General features: G+C 59.1%; 7 protein-coding genes and 1 pseudogene. 4 read left to right on the forward strand and 4 right to left on the reverse strand.

From position 1 onward, the window contains the following. Nucleotides 1–271 precede the first annotated feature (271 nt). Nucleotides 272–871: a LuxR family transcriptional regulator gene (locus N2605_RS25595; protein WP_260343526.1), complete on the reverse strand. Its 600-nt coding sequence runs from the start codon at nt 869–871 to the stop codon at nt 272–274. A gap of 2,871 nt (nt 872–3,742) precedes the next feature. Between N2605_RS25595 and hemN the strand changes: the two genes are divergently transcribed. Continuing rightward, a complete protein-coding gene (hemN, locus tag N2605_RS25600) occupies nt 3,743–5,077 on the forward strand; it encodes an oxygen-independent coproporphyrinogen III oxidase (RefSeq protein ID WP_260343528.1) in 1,335 nt (444 codons plus the stop codon). A 464-nt stretch (nt 5,078–5,541) separates the two neighbouring features. Here the strand turns inward: hemN and N2605_RS25605 are convergent. Further along, nucleotides 5,542–6,012 (reverse strand): annotated as a pseudogene (locus tag N2605_RS25605) (transposase); the annotation flags it as partial. Nucleotides 6,013–6,477: 465 nt separating this feature from the next. Between N2605_RS25605 and N2605_RS25610 the strand changes: the two are divergent. From N2605_RS25610 to N2605_RS25620, 3 genes are all read left to right on the forward strand, one after another. Further along, complete coding sequence (locus tag N2605_RS25610) at nt 6,478–8,370, forward strand: NEL-type E3 ubiquitin ligase domain-containing protein (RefSeq protein ID WP_260347487.1); 1,893 nt, start codon at nt 6,478–6,480, stop codon at nt 8,368–8,370. Nucleotides 8,371–10,328: 1,958 nt separating this feature from the next. Further along, nucleotides 10,329–11,618 (forward strand): carbohydrate porin, encoded by a 1,290-nt coding sequence (locus N2605_RS25615; RefSeq protein ID WP_260343530.1) that lies wholly within the window; start codon nt 10,329–10,331, stop codon nt 11,616–11,618. A gap of 325 nt (nt 11,619–11,943) precedes the next feature. Next, a complete protein-coding gene (locus N2605_RS25620; protein WP_260343531.1) occupies nt 11,944–13,743 on the forward strand; it encodes a hypothetical protein in 1,800 nt (599 codons plus the stop codon). Nucleotides 13,744–14,614: 871 nt separating this feature from the next. Here the strand turns inward: N2605_RS25620 and N2605_RS25625 are convergent. Both N2605_RS25625 and N2605_RS25630 read right to left on the reverse strand, forming a co-directional pair. Next, a complete protein-coding gene (locus N2605_RS25625) occupies nt 14,615–16,870 on the reverse strand; it encodes a hypothetical protein (protein WP_260343533.1) in 2,256 nt (751 codons plus the stop codon). Nucleotides 16,871–18,483: 1,613 nt separating this feature from the next. After that, nucleotides 18,484–19,665 carry a Wadjet anti-phage system protein JetD domain-containing protein gene (locus N2605_RS25630; RefSeq protein ID WP_260343534.1) on the reverse strand — a complete coding sequence of 394 codons (1,182 nt, stop codon included), beginning with the start codon at nt 19,663–19,665 and terminating at the stop codon, nt 18,484–18,486.

Genomic DNA, 19,665 nt, shown 5'->3' on the forward strand with positions numbered 1-19,665 from the left:
AGACCTCCACGTGGCTGCGTGAATCGGAACCCCGACCCGCGGTCGGGGTTCTTTCCTCAGCTGCTCCTCTTCCTGCTGGCCCCCAATGTGAGTTCCGAAGCACCGGGTGCGGAGCTCGTCTGAGCAATGGATCCGCCTGGATGGTTTGTTGCGGAGATGCCCCAACATACTGGGGAAACGGGTCAGTCGATTCCCCCAACCTCACGCAGCGTGAGATAGCGGACTTGCCCCAAGGAGCGTCGTATCTGCGAGCTCGCCAAAGGTGCCATGCTCAACATGCCAGCTGGGTCAACGATTTGGCAGTGGGCGCCCGCTCCTCACAATTCAAAGAACATTGAGGCGAATAGCGAGCGACCGCTTGAATTCGGCCGGTGGCACCAAGCTTGCGCATCGCATTCTTGACATGGAAGTTGACTGTATTCTCGCTGATTCCCAGGATCATTCCGATTTCCCAAGACGATTTCCCTTCCGCCAGCCACCGCATGCAACTGATCTCTCGCTTCGAAAATGCCGCTTTTCTCTCGCAAACATCATTGCAAGGACGAGCGATCTCGCTACAGGCGCTGTGAAAGAGGCAGGCCAGCGCGTTGAGATGACCGATGCGGTCCTGAGGATCAGCATGGTCGAGCGCGGATGCAAACGACACCACAGATACCCGACCCAACGGGCCAAACAACGGCACGCTCATGCCATGCTTCAGACCGGCCTCTCTCGCCTCTTCTAGTACGCGTCTTTCGTCTGGTTGAAGTTGATAGAAGTCGGCGAGTTGGTCCCACAAAAACGGCCGCGAAAGCATCGGCGTCCGCCGGACCACCGAATCGATAGCATGGTAATTGCGCTTGAAGTATTGGTCGCACCAGTCGGCGGCCACTTCACAGCCACCGTCGGAGGTGGATACTCCGCCAGCCGAAGTGGATCAACGAAGTTGAGAGCGCCGTAGGCGACTTCACCGAAGCCTTCCTTGGTGGCACAGCGTACAAGAAGCTCGAACAGCGCTCTGAGTGAATGACTCTGGTTCGCGCATTCGGTAAAGCTAAAGAGGTTCATGATGGGCGCTTCAGTAGGACCATCGATCTCCCCGTCATAGTGTTCGATCGCGCTTGGTTCAGGCGGAGCCAAATTCCAGTCCATGAGCTGAACTCGCGGGTTGTTCTTCGTGAAGTCTGAGCGCTCGCGCTGTGCCGGGGGCCATTCGCCGAATTCGTTGCCCTGCCGCCGAATGCGCCTGCATGATCGCATTGAACAACCGGAGATAGCGCCGCATCCCTGCTCCGAGCCTGAGCGGAAGTGATCAGCCCAAGTTTGAGCACGCGCTTGGCGATGCGGGGCTCATGTCAGCATCCGCTCTCTGCCCAAAGACAAAGATACAGAAGAGTCATTCTTTTCCCAATCGTGCAAATTGCCATCGCTAGCCGTTCGCTGATCCTCGGCCGTGTGACGGCGTCGGGAACGCGATCGATAAGCAATACGGACCAGCCGGGGCAGAAGCCATACTCCTCGCATCATTTTGCGGCGTCTCATCGACGCCGTGCGGCAGGTTTGGCGCAAACGTACCGAACGCGCAGAAATGGGCCACTTCAAAGGCGCAACGAGAGATATTCGTAGCCGCGAGAACTGCTTTATGCGGAGGAAACTTTGCATGCGCTTCTCCAGCAGGGATAGGACTCGGGCCAGACTAGCAAGTGTCATACCAGTCGTTGATTTCACCAAAATCAAACGTCGCAGAAATGGCTTCGAACGCGCACGGTTGGTCACTAGGTAGGTGCGTCGAAGCATTCATGACATGCGGAGGAAAGGTGACAGCACCATTGCGAGCCGCGGCACGAGGTGAGCTAAAGCAAAAGTAATGCAGCTCACCTCGGCGGCCCCCTCGAGTGCCGCCCCCCCAGGGCCTAAACGCCGCCCTATTCCATCCCAATCAAGTACCAACTTCGGCTGATGATGGGTGATCACCTCGTGCATTCCAGCTGATCGTCCTGAGCCGAGCGGTCCGCCCCTAGTCACGTCCCGTTCGTCTTCCCATTTGGCAGGAGGGGCAATGTTGGCGCGGCGCGCGAGCGGGATGAGGCGTATCTCCATTTCGTCTATCGCTTGCGCAGCCCGTTGATCTAGCGCGCACTATCTGCACGAAGAAGAGCACCTGATGCGAGGCGATCTGGCAAGCTCTCGCTAACCCAGCGGATCGCGCCAGCGGGCGCATTCGACCTCATCAAGAGCGATAGGGATGGACGATCTACTTCAATGTTGGAAGGATGACTATTTTGGCGCGGCTGATTTCGAAGGCACCACGCGCAACATTTGTACGGCTCCGTCGTCAAGGTGGCCCATTGCCGCGGCTTTCGCATCCACGCCCTCCCGAATTGCATGCGAATTTCTGAGCGCTCAGAACATGACCTTTCCTGACATTCTCCTTGAGAACGTAACCGACACACGCGAGGAAACGGGATTGCGCGGCCTTGCCATTACAGCCCGATGAGTGCGATGCCGTCGGCGTGGGCAACGGAGGTTGGGTGGGGTGCCCACTTTCGATGATCAAGCTCTTTGGAAGCAATCTCCTTGACGCCTAGGTAGGCTCAGCTCCCGTTCGCGCGAGACGAGCTCCAGGTTCGATTGGCCTACCGAACCACAAGCTTCCCTCGATCCATTGTGAATGGACTGGAATCCCAGGATGAAGGCCAATTTCACGCAATGAACAGTGCCAAGATCCCAGCCGGCTCCTGCTTAGAGGACTTCAGCTCGCAGCATCCAGAACGTAGTGACGGGACGGTCGACGCCTGACCAGGCGGGCTATGTGAAACTGAGAGCTCCAAGAGCGAGGCGACGCCCATGAAGGTTAACGGAATAGATCTGCCGTTCTGGCAGGGGATCGATAGCTGCAAAGGCGATGTTAAAAGAAAGCAACCAGTTGGACGACGCAGAATAGAAACCATTGCAGATAGTGTCTCGTCGATGCATCTGGCTGGGATTCGGTTTGCCGTCAGCAAGACGTCCAAAGCCGTTTGTGAGTTGGTGAGCTGCATTAGACAGGGACGAGACGCCGCTGAACCAAGGCGCCCCGACGCACTTCGCCGGGGGGCTGAAAGTGCGCTGGGGTCGCCCCAACATCATCAGTACATCCGTGATGATGCTTGTTGGCAATGAGACAACCAGCGTGGCGGAATTGAGGCTTATGCGTTCGGTACTAGCGACCGATGTACACTTGTTTTCGTTGGCTGCTTCAAACGACTTGAATCGCACGTCGCGTCACGTTGTGCTATTGCGCTCGCAGCGCTCTCAACTAGCAAGCAACTTATCTTCTGTGGCATGCCGAACTTGGACGGAAGGCATCAGCTGAACTCTGTAAGCAGCCAAATCGGCTTTTGCTTGAAAAACCGGCTTGAACATCCGGTGGCAAGCTCAGCTGCTCCTGGCGAGACCAACAAGCCCCTGTTTTCGTCGCAAAGGTGACTGGCCATCAGCGAAAGCGAAAGGATGTGCCCTTGGATGAGCGATTGTTCGTTCGCGCCGGCTCGTCGGGCACGTCTAACGCTTCAACCGTGCTCGCACGAGAAATTCACATCCTAAACGTCCAGATAATCGCCGAAGAGCGGCTCTTACCCTCTGCCATGCCCCTAAGTCGCGTTGCCAGTAGATCAAAAACGAGACCAGATCTCAGAACCACTAGGCGGGCTTGACATAACGCAAAGACATAAGAGAGGGCATCGGTCAGCTTCGTCCTGTTTGAGCATGGGAAAGTTAAGCCTTGCAGACCCCCCTCCTAAACAAGTATTGCGATGCTCGCCTGCCTTGGTACACCATCTATCCAACCGTACCGGATTTCTCCGCGATGGTGGGTGCCAAGACTTGTGAGACATGGCTGAGGCGGCTGCCGCCCGACGAGCCCGTCTCGCTCTACATCCATGTTCCGTTCTGTCACTCTATTTGTTGGTATTGCGGCTTCCCTACAAGCCTCGCTCGCAGCGAGCGACCGGTCCGCAATTACTTGGCAGCAGTGCGGGACGAGATCGGCTTGGTCGCAGAGCAAGTGCCGCGCGCTCTGCCGGTGAGCGACGTGCATTTCGGCGGCGGGACGCCGACCATCATTGCACCGAGCGATTTTCTCGCCTTGATGGAACTCCTGCGCTACTGCTTTGCATTCAGCAAATCAGCTACCATCGCCATAGAAATCGATCCGCGTGGGGTCACGGCCGAGATGGTCGAAACGTTACAGGCGGCCGGGATCAGCCGCGCGAGCATCGGCGTGCAAAGCTTCGATCCGTTGGTTCAAAGGTCCGTCAACCGCTTGCAGAGCGAGGCGCTGACGGCTTCTGTCGTCGAAAGTCTACGCCAGCATGGGATACGCCGCATCAATTTCGACCTTCTCTTCGGACTGCCGCATCAGACGGTGCGGTCCTGCGTGGACTCCGCGCGGACCGCTCTGGCCATGCGGCCAGACCGGCTTGCGGTTTTCGGCTATGCACACGTCCCCTCCTATATGAAACGTCAGCGCCAGATCGATGAGACGGCGCTGCCGGACAATGTCGCCCGCGCTGAGCAAGCCGCGGCCATTGCAGACACGCTGGTCTCAGCCGGCTACCGCCAGATCGGGCTCGACCATTTCGCCCTGCCCAACGACGAGCTCGCGCTGGCGCAGAAAGCTGGTCGGCTGCGCCGTAACTCCCTGGGTTATTCGGCTGATACCTGCAAAACCGTGCTCGGCTTAGGTCCGTCCGCCATCGGCCGTTTGCGTGAGGGTTACGTCCAGAACGAGATCGCAACCGGTTCCTATCATCAACACATTCGGGCCGGCCGCCTGGCAACCTCAAAAGGCTATTGTCTGTCCGCCGAAGATCGCCTCCGTGCCTCAATCATCGAGCGTTTGATGTGCGATTTGCAGGCCGACGTACCAGCGATCTGCGCGGCTCACGGATTTGATCCGATTGCTTTTCTCGATTCGGCCGACCGCCTGGGAATGCTTGCCGATGACGGGATAGTGGACATTGAAGAGGGATTCATCCGGGTCAAGCAGGAGCACCGGTTTGTCATTCGTGCTGTTGCTGCCGCATTCGACACCTGTCTCGACCGTACCCCCTATTAACTTAGCCGGGCGTGTGAGCAGATCCCACACCTAAGCACTTGCCAAGGAAGCGATCCGAAGAAGCGCCTCGGGCAGACAGGCCAGATTTCGAGGAGGCGGCGGCGGTGTGATGACACCCCATTCAGATATGGTCTCAGAACTGGCGAGGGCTGATAAAACGGAGCTGATCTAAAGGAGAGGCGCAGCGGATTGCCGCCGTTCAGGGCCACGGCTCGATCATGCGGAAAGGGCTCTGCCCCACCTCGCCTTGAGTGCTCTCGATGATGGTGACGGATCAGCGGCATACTGCGGGAAACGCCGGCGCCCGCACAAGCTTCGGGCATTTTTACGCCTGGTGGCAGCTTTGCGAAGCTGCGGTCCACCTTCTCGAGCACAGTTGGAGACTAGACCACGCCTGCAGCGTCTCAGACCTCAAGGCTCGGCTGTCTTCGGTCCGGCGATTACTGGCGCGCCTCCGACGGAAAGAGCAGAACATGCAGGCGCCGATAGCCGAAGCGACGGCGCACCTCAGCGATCGCTCTCATGCGTTGGCGTAGGGCAGCGTCATGCGCCCGGGTCATCAGATATCTGATCGTCATGCGGCAACAGCCGATGGCTTACACGCTCGCCGTTCGCTCATCCCGTGGGCCTCCACGAGATGCGCGACAGCTTTCCGCTTCCCCGCGGGCGTCACCATTTCTTTCCCAGGAGGTCCTTCAATGCCGCATTGTCAAGCATGGCGTCGGCCAAAGCCCCTTCAGCCGCGTGTTCTCGTCCTCCAGCGTCCTCAGCCGCTTGGCCTCCGAGACCTCCATCCCGCCAAACTTGGCCTTCCATTTGTAGATGCTGGCGTCACTGACGCCGTGCTTCCGGCACAGATCGGCAACCGACACGCCAGCCTCGTGCTCCTTCAAAATCCCGATGATCTGCTCTTCCGTAAAGCGGCCGCGCTTCATGCCCTAGTCCTCTTCGGCGTGTGCTGCTGGCGCCTAACTTTGGGCTAAACTTGAAGAGTTTGTCGAGACGCCGAAAGCCCGGGAAGTCGCTTCAACGATGAGCAGGTCACTGAGGACAAGGTATCTGAGTCTTCCGAGACTCGTCAGTTTATCGACAGCTAGGTCTTATAAGATGGGGTACTGTCCAGCTGGACTGAGAGGTCCGGCTTGATCTGCTGCAGACGAGAATGGGATGGATTGCTCTAACAAAATAGCTCTTTCAGAGATTCCGTCCGGACGTACTACGTCTGGCTGCAACTACCTTCTGGACGAATAGCACAGCGTATTCGTCGCTTGGCAAGCGCGCTCTGTGATCGCCTGCATTCTCGCCAGTCGGTGATCACCATCAATGGCGAGAGCTACCGGCTTCGGGAAGCGGCGCTCCGGCACATTCCCTTTCGTTTAGCTACCGAAGAGACGGCATCGATGAATGCAGAACGGGCCCAGCTTGGGGCTGGCACTCCTTCCGAGATTTCCGAATCCGAAACCTCAGAACCAGGGTCCCCGGCGGCGGCTCAGTGGGCCGAAGCCTTGACCGAGGCGGACACATCCGCCGCTGATTACGCCTCGTCGCAGGACCAGGTCCTTGCTGCCTGGGCTGCCGAAGAGGGGCAAGCCCAAGATGAGCGTCCACAAGAGGACGTAAGCCGAGCGCGGGCTTGGCAAGAGGCGGCCAACGTCAATCAGCCGCTTAATCTGTCGTCCTTGTCCCTGACCGCCTTGTCTGGCCCCCTCCCGCCCGAGCTGCGGCGCCTGAACGTTGAGGGAAATCAGCTCACCAGCCTACCTGAGTTGCCAGCCGATCTGCAGCGGCTCAACGCCAGCAACAATCGCCTGATTAGCTTGCCCGAACTTCCAGCCGGGCTCCGGCGGCTCTCCGCTATCAGAAACCGGCTGACCAGTCTGCCTGCAGATCTACCGCCTGGCCTTCAGCGCCTGAGCGTCGACAATAACCAGTTGACCAGTCTGCCCGGTAACCTTCCCGCAACGCTCCGGGAGCTGGATGCCAGCGCCAATCAGCTAACCACCCTGCCTGAGCTTCCAGCTGGGCTCCGGCGCCTGAACGTCGACCACAATCAGCTGACCAATCTGCCCGATCCCTTCCCGGCTGAGCTCGAATGGCTCAGCGCCACGAACAACCAACTGACCAGCCTGCCCGACCCAGTGCCCGCCGAGCTGCTATGGCTCGGCGCCAGCAACAATCAGCTGACCAGCGTGCCCGAGACTCTGCTGACTCAGCTGGGCCCCGAGTCCAGCGTTGATCTGGAGAATAATCCGCTGCCCGACTGGTTGCAGACCAATCTGCTGACAGCCATGCATGCCGGGGACTATGCCGGCCCGCGGATATTTTTGCCTATGACCCAAGCAGTGGTGGAGATGGGCGAAGGAGCGGTGGAAGTCGAGCCGCGGCCGTTGCATGAAGTTGTCGCGGGCTGGGTTGAGGGCGAGCCGGAGACGGTGGCTGCCTGGCGGGGTTTCGCTCAAGAGCCGGGAGCCCAGGACTACGCAGGCTTTCTGGAAAGGCTGCGGGGCACCGTGAACTACGGCAATGACGCGTTCCGGCACGCGGTCGCCGAGGATCTGCGGCAGGCGGCGGCACGGCCGCGACTGCGTGAGCAATTTTTCACGCTCGCCTCCGAAGCGACCGCTAGCTGCGAGGATCGCATCACTTTGACTTGGAACAGCATGCAGACCGCACGCGTGAACGCTGATGTCGAGGCCGGCGCCTATGACGGGCGGCTTGACGAACTGCTCCAGCAGGGCCGTGTCATGTTCCGCTTGGAGGCGCTGGACAGGATCGCGTGCGAGACGGTCAACTCGCTCCGCGACGCCGATGCGGACGCCGATATAGACGCCGACGCGGACACCGACGTGGACACCGACGCGGACGCCGATATCGACGAGATCGAGGTCTATCTTGCCTACCAGACTCAGCTGCGCGAGCCGCTGGAACTATGGCACATCGCCCCGAACATGCGCTTCTTGAACATCTCTCACGTGACGCAAGACGACGTTGCCAGGGCTGCGATGTCAGTGCGGGACCAGGAGGCGACGGGATTCAGGAACTATCTGCTAACGCGCTGGCAGCCTTGGGAGACGGTGCTGGCGCGCATCAGGCCGGAAATCGAGGAGCGGCTCGTCGATGCGATGGGCGAGGAGTTTCAAACTCGCCTGGACCGGGCTCTCGCCGAGTACGGCCTGACAGGCGATCCCGATGCCGAGCGGGAGCTCGGAGCCCAGATCCGCAGCAACATCGCCCGCGACATCAGGGATGCGGTGACGCGCGAGGTGCTCAAACCGTACGGCCTGGAGCTGTAAAGCGGCCGTTCATGCGAGGCCTGTCAATCCTCCACTCGGCCGCCGCCATGCTCGATTGAGCGATCGCGATGAGACCCGCCCGCCGGCAGCTCCGCCGCGAAGCAAATGGAGCTAGCCATGGTTCGACGAAAGGCGGTAAGGCCGCCGGTTCGTACCGCTGCTGCTCGCGTCACCTTCAAAGCGCGATAGGGATACTGTGATCAATGTTCCGCCTGCAATGTTACTCGCTTACCGACAGTGCCGCACATGCGCGACTCAAAAATCGGCTTGTGCACCAGCCTTTGCTTCTGTCCGAAAGCAAACGCGCATGATGTGGGGAAGCAGCCAAGCTGTTGCGGCCTGAAATTACTTCGCCCTCGTAACTATCGCTGCAACTATGCTCTGGCTAAGGTAACTGTCCACACGACCTAGGGGAGCAAAAAAACGGAGAGAATCCGTCTTGGCGGCCCGTGCAAGAGCGGCCGCAAGTCTGAAGCGGCCGCTTGATCAATCAAGTCCATTGTCCGTCGCTCAACATCCCATTCCAGGCTTGTTTTTCGACGCGATAGGCTGCGATGCTCACACGCTCCAGGAGCTGCCAGCGTCGACAATAATCATTCTAGCCGAGCTTCCCGATCGGATGCCCTGCTCCTATGAAACTAGTTCTTGAGCAACGCGACAATTTGCGCGTTCTCCATGATTGCGTCACCAGCGAGCAATGGTTCTCATCTTCCGCGGCCCTGGTGCAGGCATTTTCTCATCATTCAGAAGAACCTTGCAGACTTTCTTACCGTGCCTCGGATTGCAAACCACCCACTCATTCCTGCAGTGTGTTGGATGGAGCCCCGCCCCACGCCTTGCCCTAGACCCAGCACCTTCATCTGGGAGCGCCATGTAAACGCGACAGCTGATCGGCCGAGCCGCAATGGCCGTTGGACCGGCAACCATTGCACCAGATCAACTACCAATTCCGACAGGTTGTCCGAGATGACGGGCACGTGGCAAGCGTGGCCAACTAACGCCGCGCACGTCAAGGATTCGGATGCAACACAGGTCGTGTCGCGCTGACGGCAGCCAGCAACTGCTCGCTGATACGCGCCAAAGCTGCTCGATGGCTGATTCCTCCGGCCTCCTGGGCCATCACGTTAGATGTTCTGGTTTGCTTGCCGCACGCGCAAATTCAAATGCTCTTCGGCCTTCAGGCCTGGCGATTGCTTCGTGTTTCGGTGACAACGATGCCAATGAAGCGGTTGGTGAAACCAAGCCTCTTGCAGGGCGAGCCTTACTCCCTGGTAGCTGCCGTTTCGTCCAGAAAGCCGCCCTCGTTGCGGATACGCCACACCGACAGACCCGCCTGACTCACAGTGAGCAAGGCGGACATTCGCTATGTTTGGTGGCCAGGACAGCAAATTCCCGCGCGCTGGTCGTGAGCATTTGGCGAGCCAGCGCTCTCCGCTGGCTCTCAGGTACCGGCGTCATGCACAAGCAACGTTTCGGACCGGATCGTCATCGCGCCGCGAGCTGAGAGGTTCAGGAAGCTGACTGGTTCTCTTCCGATAGATCGAGTTCTGGCTCGTTCCTCTCGCCCTCGGACGCGAAAACGCCTGCAGCTCACTCTGGGTCAATCAGGCTGCAGTTCAATCTGTTCATGGCCGGCAGACATGGGACCGAAGTACGCCATGCGTGATTGCCTTCTTGCGACGACCTCGCCTCGGACATACTCAGCTACGGCAGCACTTTCTTTCAATTTCAGACCAAAGGGAAAGCAATTTGGGCTTGCCATCGCCCTTTCGCTAGCGGCTTGTCCGGTCGGCAATTCCGTACTGGCACAAACCGCGAGCCGACTTGATCCTAGTAACCGCCCCGTGGATCAGACCAGCAAAAGAGGAAAGACTTCCGATCGGGCCGCAAAGCTTCCGATCGAGCTGACCCGACAGCCAATCCGCCCTGCTGCCCCAGGGCCAGCAGCAGGTCCCGGAGTGCCTTTCGAGAAGCGGGGCAATGTGGGCAGGGCTGCTCAGACGAGACCGCAAAAGACGATCGATCCCTTCGCAAAGTACGACAAGCTGCGCGAAAAAGGGGTGTGGTTCAACATACCCGGCCCTGCAGACACGATCGATCAGGACAAGGGCGGCGTTAGATCGGCGCTTGCAGATGTCGGCATTGGCTACATCGGCTGGACACACAACAGCTTTGCAAACAACCTGCTGCCGAATGCCGACAGAAGCACTATCGCAAACCAGCTCTATATGGGCCAGAACCCGACCTTCGCGTCCGCAAACTTCATGATCGTCACGTACGATCTCAGCCGGTTTGGCATTTCCGATGGACAAATTGTCCTAGGGGCCGAGCAGCAATACTCGACATGGGATCGCCCGGGACCAGATCGAGTGGGGCTTAATACGCTCGCCTACTACCAGACGTTATTCGACAGGACACTAGAGCTCAAGCTTGGCTACCTCAGAAACCAAAATGAGTTCACCGGCACGTTGTTCGGAGGGATTACGGGATCGAACATGTCTGCCTTGTTCCAGGCAGGGATGAGCACCAATGCTGCGCCGACGCCGGCGGTCAACTTGAAGTACAATTTTGACGATCGCCTGTACAACAAGGCCTCCGTCCAGCGCTCAATCAGTCCAGATGGTGCATATGCTCACATAACCGAAAATCCCACCGGCTTGAACTGGAGCACGGCCAATGCAGGCATCCTTCTCGTTGAGGAAGCCGGCTACAGGAGCAAGGCCGCTCCGGGCGTGCCGGACACGTGGCTGCGGGCGGGCATTGGTTTGAACAGTAGCCGCTACACGAATTTGGCCCATTCCAGGCAACAGAGGGAGAGCGGAAATAACTTTCACTACCTCGCTGCGGACATGCAGCTCTGGCAGAGTGATGCCTTTGGGTCGCCGTCTCGCGGCATCTACGGCGGCTTCTCAGTGATGGGAGCTCCACCTGAGCTCAACAGGATCAGCCGGTATTACGAGCTTCGTCTTTATGCGAAGGGAGCATTTGCCAGTCGGCCTAGTGATCTGATCGCACTGGTTGCTGGCAAGACGAGTTGGAGCACATTTGCGGTGGATGCTGCCTTGGCTAAGGGCCAGCTTGCGCATCGCGATACCACGGCAATCACTGGAACTTATACCGCCCATCTTGCTCCGGGAGTATATGCGGGCGTGGGACTGTCATACATTCATCGCCCGACAAGCATCACACACACGCCGCGAACGGAACATGCGCTGAATCTATTGGTATCCACGTTAATATTCTTCTGATCACCGCAAGCGCCGTTCTGCTCCTGCATTCTTGTGACGCATGGGACCTGAGCTTTGCGAGCTCTTGAAAGGGGATCGGCCTGCATTTGCGCTAGGCGAGCCCGCTAAGTCGGATGTGAGGGGACGCCAGCTGGAAGAGATTACGGCAGGATGTCGCTAGTTCTCCAGGGAGGATCGGCGGGTTGTTGAGGCTGTCCCGGTCGTCGTCATTTCGGAAGTTGGCCAGCGCGAACAACTCCCCGTACGGAACCATGTCCTCGTCAGGTTCTCGAAAGCTTGCCCGATTACGGAGACCTGTTCAGGTGATCCTTGAGGTGAGGTTAGCGTGGACCCGCGAGATTTTGACCCATTTGACGTACCAGCTTGGTCGCAGGTGCAGCACGCCGTCTCGGAAGCGCCGCAGATCAGCCCGGCCGCACAAGATGGCTTTGAGCAGCACTTGGCCGAGGCAAGGCAGGCCGATTCAGCTCCCGTAAGCAATGGGGGCTCCTATCCCCATCTATCTGCAGGAGACCGGGACCTTATCGACAGGGCGATTGCTCAATATGCGGCTCAGAGAAACCTGCAACCGAGCACGGTCAGTTTCTATACTCAGGCACTTCGTCGGCTGGCGAATGATCTGCACGCTCGTGGCCAAACGACTGATTTAGGGGACCACAAGTCTCTGCTTGATCACGCAGATACTTACTTCCCGAAAGACACGGCCATGAAGACAGCCGTAAGCGTTCTTAGGGCGTATCATGAACCCGACCATTTAGTTTCTCGCGGGCGACCGCGCGCTCTCCCCTCAGCCAAAGACACATCTAACGATAGCCAGCAATCCCCAAATGAAGCGATGGATGCACGTGCCAGGAGCAATCTCCTGTCACGTGAGGAGGTCCTCATCAATCATGAGCATGACACAGGTCCATCGAGAGCGGCCAAGAGACCGAGGACGCTGAACGATCCGGAAGAGGTCGTGATATACCGGCAGCCAAGCGCAAACGCCGCTTCAGGACAAAGCAGCGGAGCGATGCCGGTCGCCTCAATGGGCGTCATAGTCCGGAGTCAGTGGGACAGTCGCCCTCTTTATCCCGAGGATGCTACCGCCATCCTGAGCCTTGAGGAGGCCCTCATCAAGGGCGGGATGACTGCCAAGCCGGCGAAGCAATATGTAAGTTCTCTTCTTGGCTATAGCCGTTGGCTGTTCGCAAAAAACAAGCCAAGCATTGTTACTCGGGTGGACGGCCAGTCGCTGACCAACGGCGGTGACTTGCACGAGTTCGGCAAGAGCGACAGACTCCTTAAAGCATTAGAGCATCTGCGGACCTTTCGGTCGACGGGGATCGTCGTGCCCATCGTGCGTCCGGGGCGCACTCGCGCCAAGCTAAATCCTCCCCCCCAGAAAGTGCCTCCCATCAATCCCGAAAGCGCGTTACTGGCGGAACCGATACGCATCGGCGGCGCCGCTGCACAGCACCGCGCGTCGCACGAAGCTAATCGGCAAGAGGAGCATCACGCGGGGCAGGATAACCAACCCGTCCCGTCGGCTCTCCTCGAAGGACAGGTCGCGGTCGATCCATCGCAGCTTCCTCAGGAGCAGCTTCGGCGCGTAACGGATCATCTTGATGACGAAGCCATCCCTTTGCCAGTTTCCCTCCCGTCAGAGGAGCTTCAGCAGCTTGAAAAGGAATTGCGTGACGAGCTCCACAGGCAATGGGAGGCCCCCCCTGGCCCGTCGTTTTCCTTTGATCCAGAGGAGTTTACCATCGAAGCAGAGCAGTTCTCTCCAGGGGAGCTTTGGCGACTGCTCGAGGATGAGGACGCACAGGAGCTTGTGGAAGGGCGAGATGATCAACCCGCCACGCCGGCTTTCATCCAGGAGCAAGTCGCATTCGATTCGGAGCAGCTCCCTCACGCAGATCTTCGGCGAGTACCGGATCATCTTATTGATCAATCCAGCCGTTCGCCAGTCTCCGTCCCTCCAGAGGAACTTCAGCAACTGGACAAGGACTTGCATGACGAGCTTCACGGACGACAGGACAATCACTTCGCCCCTTCGGTCTCCATTGATCCAGAAGAATTTACTTTCGACCCAGAGCAGTTCCCTACAGGGGAGCTTCGGCGACTGCTTGATGATGAATAAGCAGAGGAGCTTTAGGAACGGCGAGATGATCAACCCGCCACGTCGGCTTTCGTGCAAGGGCACATCGCATTCGACGCAGAGCAGAGTTCTCAGGAGTGAGCTTGGGCAAGTGCTGCAGGGTACCGAAAACAGGTAGCGAAGCTTTCGCCTGGATCTGCGAATTGCTGCTGACCTCAGCAACGGCTTGCGGTCTACATTCGTGACTTTTTTTCGACTTTGAGTTTGACCATTGCAGCCTCCACTCTTCATAACAAACCAAACTGAAGCTCGCGCATTCAGTATTCCGGTCTTCAATGCGCTATAGTCGTTGCCATTCCAGGAGGGCCCTCCAGCATACATCGGCACGCCATGCTCAGCCGCGAGCATCAGCGTCACCGCCACGTCGCCATCATCATCAATTTTGGATAGCGAAGATTGCAAACTTGTTCGCTCCGACCGCTTGAAACATCTCAATGCCCCTATACGTATAGACGAGCGACAGATCTCTGGCGCCCACCGCTCCGCTGTGAATTTTCTGGAGCTACAGCAGGACCTCGCAGGCGAAATTGTGCCCAAGCTGCTCCAACTCATCAGCCGCATCTCCCAAGTGGGGATCGGCCTTCGTGAGGCCCCGAAAGGCGATCTGGTCACTGACTATTCTGAGGCGGTGTCCGCTCGCTTGCATTTTCAGCTCCGCGCCCCCTCGCGTCGGCGGTGGGGGCTCCCATCCCGATCTACTACAGAGGACCGGGATCTTATCGACAGCGCGATTGCTCAACATGCGGCGCAGAAAAACGCACAACCGAACAGGGCCGCGGCGCCTTTACCTTCGTCGGGACGCCTCGCGCGAGCTGGTCGACGAGCATTTGGAATTGCAGCCAAGTTTGCTTCTTCACCGAGGTTCGGGATAGATGCGAACGCGCTGACGTCCTTCGCTTTCCACCAACTCGCCCCTATAAGGCATTCCGCGGATCTCAAAATAGGTCGGCCGCCCGGGCTGGGGCATCATGCGCTCGCCTTCCAAAACGCGCACGAGGAAAGGCGGCAGGAACCGCTCCCTATGCTCCCAGCCGCCCCGGATAAGATAGCCAAGATCGACTGCACCTTCCCCGGTTTGTCTTGCGGTTACGATTGGCGGTGGGCGATGCAGCGGCTGGGATGGCCCGGCTTCGTTCATCAGACCGGCGCGCGGATGATGTACCAGGCGAATATCCCTGCGGCCCCCCGGTCCAAGAGTCGCCGAATAGCGCTCGCCGTTGATCGCAAACTGACTTGGCCCGAACTGGTTTGGCAGCAGATTGATATTGCCCAAGACATCGATCAACACGTCTGGAGCCGCCTGGGAGCCGTGGCGCCAGTTGGCGCCAACGATCGCTCCAATGTCCCGCAGCTCCGGAGTCGCCCCCGGCGGTCCTGCGAACCACGAGGCGGTCGCAAATTCAGGTGCCGGCGCAGAGCGCGCATCGTCGCGCAAGTCGTGGGGTGTGGTTGGATCCAGATCAACGAAAGAGTCGAGACCGGCGTAGACGTTTGACGATCGAGGCCTCACGGACGATGTCGATCCGGGTTCTTGCATCTGTTGGCCAAGCCAGGCCCAGGCTCCCTCGCTCGGGGTGGCCGGAGTGACAGGAAGCTCGAGCGGCGGATGAGCTTGCGGGGCCCAGTGCGGCGCCGGCACTGGTGAGGCAGGTTCGTGGATTTGCTCACCGAGCCAATCCCAGGCTCCCGTGCTCGGCGTCGCCGGCGTTGCGGGAAGCAGCTGGGACGCGCCGGCCTGCCAACCGCTGGGCGGCGTTGGCATCGATGTAGTGGGGCCGTGGATCTGCTCGCCCAGCCAATCCCAGGCTCCCGCGCTCGGGGTAGCTGGCGTTGCGGGAGGCTCCTGCAATGTGTGCGGCTGTCGAGCAGCTTCCCGAGAAGGCAGGCCGGGATCCTCAGGAGTCCGGAAACCAAGCGCCCTGTTCGCCTCCAGGATTTGCTCGTATTGGCGAAGCTTGACCAGATCAGGGTTGATCTTGCTATCGTCAGTTTCGCGCCTGTACTCCTCGACATCTTGGAGAAATGCGGGGTTGGAAAGTCGGCCGGCGATCGGGAGTCTGTCATGCGTCTGCAGCCACTCACTCAGCCTGAACATGCGGCGAGCCTGCCTGTCGATCGTCTTTGGATCGATCTTGCTTGTTGCCTTTTCCGCCGCCGCCCACATGCGGATGAGGGTTGCGTCCTCAGCATGAGGAGCCAGCCGGCGGACGTCCGCCGCCAGTGTGTTTCCGGCACCGACTTCACGAAGCTTCTTCAGGGCGGCCTTGATGCGCCTGCGGCGGTCCTTTGTGTGGGTGTAGGCGTCGACGTCCACATCGAGCTCAGCTTCGAGCTGGTGGTTTTCCACATCGGGATTTTCCAACTGCGCGTTTTCCAATTCCCGGCGAATTCGATCGGCGATCGAGGGCCTGCCGGCGTCGCTCAGGAGGGCGCTCAAATGGCGCAAATCGGCTGCCGCATTCTTGATGGTGCCGTCGCTGAGGTTACCCGTCGCTTTCTTTCTGAAATCTTCGATGAGCTCCTCATCGGCCGCAGGGACCCCGCGCGTCCGGCCCGGCTGCCTTGCGCAATCAATTCGCAAACTCGTCGAAAACACGTCAGATTGGCCCGCCTCGCGCGGCGACTTTTCGCTGGCGCTGGCGCCAAGAGCCTTGCCGATTCCCGACTTGAAGCGTGACCATAAACCGCGGCTTTTTCCGCTCTTGGCCACCGCGGCAGGCTCTGCGTCCGGAAAGCTGTAACGTGCGCTGCTGAACAGATCATCTCGCAAACTAGACTGCGGTTGCGCCGAAGCGGGAAGGTGAAACGTGGGAATGTCTGCGCTCCGGCGCGTGCCATCTAGCGCACTCTCCCCAAATGCGGAGTACGGCGGCACCCGCATCGAACCGCCGAAATCGTCTCGCCGGACTGCTCGACCACCTCCTGCGGGAGGCCGATCAGGCGAGGTAGAGTTCCTTTCATCAGACGGATCGAGGTTCAACTCCTTCAGCTGCCGTTCAAAGTCACCGTGCTCGCTTGGGTTGGCCGCTCGCTGCCCAGTCCGTCCCTGAAGGGCGGCGTACTCCCGCATCCAGGCTCCTGAATCGAAGAATGGGTCAACCGGATCCATCCTATTCTCCTCACGTTTGTATTTGACCCTGCAGCAATCCCTACAGGCTGGATTACGACCAGATAGCAGTTCATTCAGTAAGACTCAGACTCTCGATTGTTGTAGCCGCAACCTTTCGAAAAGCTGACGAGATCAGGATATCGCTGCGCACAAGGCCGGCCTCGCATCGGCACCCTGACGAGGGACGGGATCGCTCCAGTTTTGCCGCACCTCTTCGCCGGCCCGCTGTTCGAGCTGACAATACGTCTCGCGATATAACAATGGATTGCCTGTCGATCGTGCGCCGAAGTCAAGCATCACCGCGGGGCTCACATAGCGGCTACCAGTCTCGAATGGATCGTACCTGGCGAGCATCTCGTCGTTCTTGGCATCAACTTAGTGAGCTTGTTCTTTTTTGAAGACGCTCATTGATGACGCACAACGTCTTTTCCGTGACGCAGACCGGGAGGCGTTCTCGTGGCTTGGAGTTCCGCTTTTGGTTTGACTGCGGTTCAGAGGACCGAATTGTCCTCGCTTGTGTTTCACAGGTCCGGAGCTATTGCTCGAATGCCGTATGTGAGATCACGTCGTCCGGGAAACGGGGGACTGCGCTGCAAGCCTTCGAAAAGGAAGTTCCGCCCTTGAAGACGAGGTGCTCGCCCAGTGGCGACGAGCGCGTTCGAGCATCAAGAACGACCGCCAATTTTTTTTGAGAAGATGTAGAGTCTGTCCTGAGCTCGCAGCACGTATCGCCGAGCGCCTCTCGGGATCGGAAAGGTTCAAAGTTGAACCAGCACGCAGTTCGCTTGCGGGCCTGGCAAGCCAAGTCGGCAAAAGATCCGGCAGACTTCAATTCGCTCACCTCAATCTGGCTCAGTCTTTGACTGAGGGACGCAAGGCTTCTCGTGCAGTCTCGGGACCGCCCCGCTCTAACGCGCGCACAATTTCACCTGCACGACGGCTTGTCCATCGTAAGCTGCCAACGCGGTGCATGCTTGAAAGCCACAACTTACCTGCCAAAATGGAGCTCGCAGTAAGGACCGAAACTCAAGTAGACCTGCCGAACAGTTCAGCTGCCTCGTCAACCAGCTGTTTGGCTGCGGCAGCGCCGCAACCGATGATTTCACTCGCCTTGCTCTCCTCAACAAGTTTTCGACCGACGCAGCTCTCGTCCCGAAGCGGCTTTCGACTGGACGCAGATACGCCTCGCCTCGCGCGCGGGAATTTTCGTCGCCCGGCAAGACCGAAAGGCCGTGGTCGACGGCAGCGCGCACTTTCCAAGGGGCAAAAGCACCTTGGAAGCCATGGGCGCGGCTTCACGATCGATCTTTCCGTACCGCCACAGAGCAGTGATAAATATCTCTGCGGCGGTTTGAGAGCCTCATTATGCCGCCACATTAACAGCGAGTCGCCTAGACCATTGAAATTCCTCGACGCGGCCACGAATGAACGAGGCGCTGCTGACTTTAGGAACGAGACGATCGACGGTATCTGACGATAGGATCGAGTCGCACGGCGCAACGCATTGAAATCAAAGGAGACACAGACCTGTAAGCACCTAAGCGGTGAGACCCTCGATGGGGTGAGCTCGGCTGTGTGGGGTGCTCCGCGCCAGAGCATATAGGATCGTGAGGTCATCCAGTCACGGGTTGCACCGCTGGCAGCACGGGATCCAGCTCCTCCTGCTCAAGGATCTTGGCGCCGTCTTCTGCCAAGTATGCCGCAAGTGAAGCGATACCGGAGTCAGGTGGGCAACGAGCAGCGGCGGACTTCTTGGTAGGCACCTGCCCCGAACGCTCGGCAATTTCGACGCTCATGAGATGCGGAAGGATCGCTCGTCCGACGGCGCGCTCGATCGTGTGGAATATCCAGGTGCCGTCCGGATCGATGTCCGACCAATGAAAGATCGGTGTCTGTTTGGACACCATTCCCGAGATCGTGCGCAGGGCGTGTTGGGTGGCGAGCGAGGGATACCCGCCGACATACATCGTCGTTCCCAGCCGACCGGGATCGGCCTCGGCGATATGCCTGTTGAAGCTTGCGAAGTTTTCGATCGTCAAAACGTAGGCCGGCGGCTCACGGAAGCGGACACGATCCGCCTCCTTGGGCGCAATGCCGAGATAGAGCGGAGCCGCGCCGGAGAGATCGGCCCCAAGAAGATCGATCTTGCCCGCGATCAGCAGCGGCGGGGCAAAGCGCTCCAATCCGATCGCCCGCAGTGCCTCGCGGGGCCGTGCGCCCGGAGGAAACTCCATGATGCCGCTCAGGAGCCGAACGACAACGCCTTCGACGCGCTCCAACGTCTTACTATGCTTTACCGTCCGTCGCGAAAATGTCTTGTAGTCGACGTCAAGATGCTTGTTGTCCAAGATCGCCTGGGCGAGATCGAACGCGTGGCGGAGTGTGTCGACGTCGGACGAAGCGAACCCGTGCCACGTCTTTCCCCGTCCCCACACCTCGGCGATCTGAGAAGCGCCCGCCTTCAACGAGTCGTGCAGCGCCGATCCGGCGACAAGCCGTGCGGCGGCGTCTTGCGCGATCTGCGGCGCCGGGGTGCGGCTGAGGTATCGGTACAGGGCCTCTGCCGAGGCCAGCCGCACGTGTGCGACCTGGTCCCGCTTGGCGCCGCGGCCCCAACCCAAGGAGACCGCGCCGACAGCTTCGGCTTCCCTGATCTGTTTCAGGAAAGCGTCGGCGTCGACAACCGATGGGAAAGCCGCATAGTCCGGATGCGCGATCGGACTCACGGCGCCGGCTTCGAAGCGGTCGAGAAGATCGCCAAGCAGTTCGTTCGCGTCTGTGAATCGCCGCGGCAT

The sequence above is a fragment of the Bradyrhizobium yuanmingense genome, from assembly GCF_025200905.1.
GTDB classification, from domain to species: domain Bacteria; phylum Pseudomonadota; class Alphaproteobacteria; order Rhizobiales; family Xanthobacteraceae; genus Bradyrhizobium; species Bradyrhizobium yuanmingense.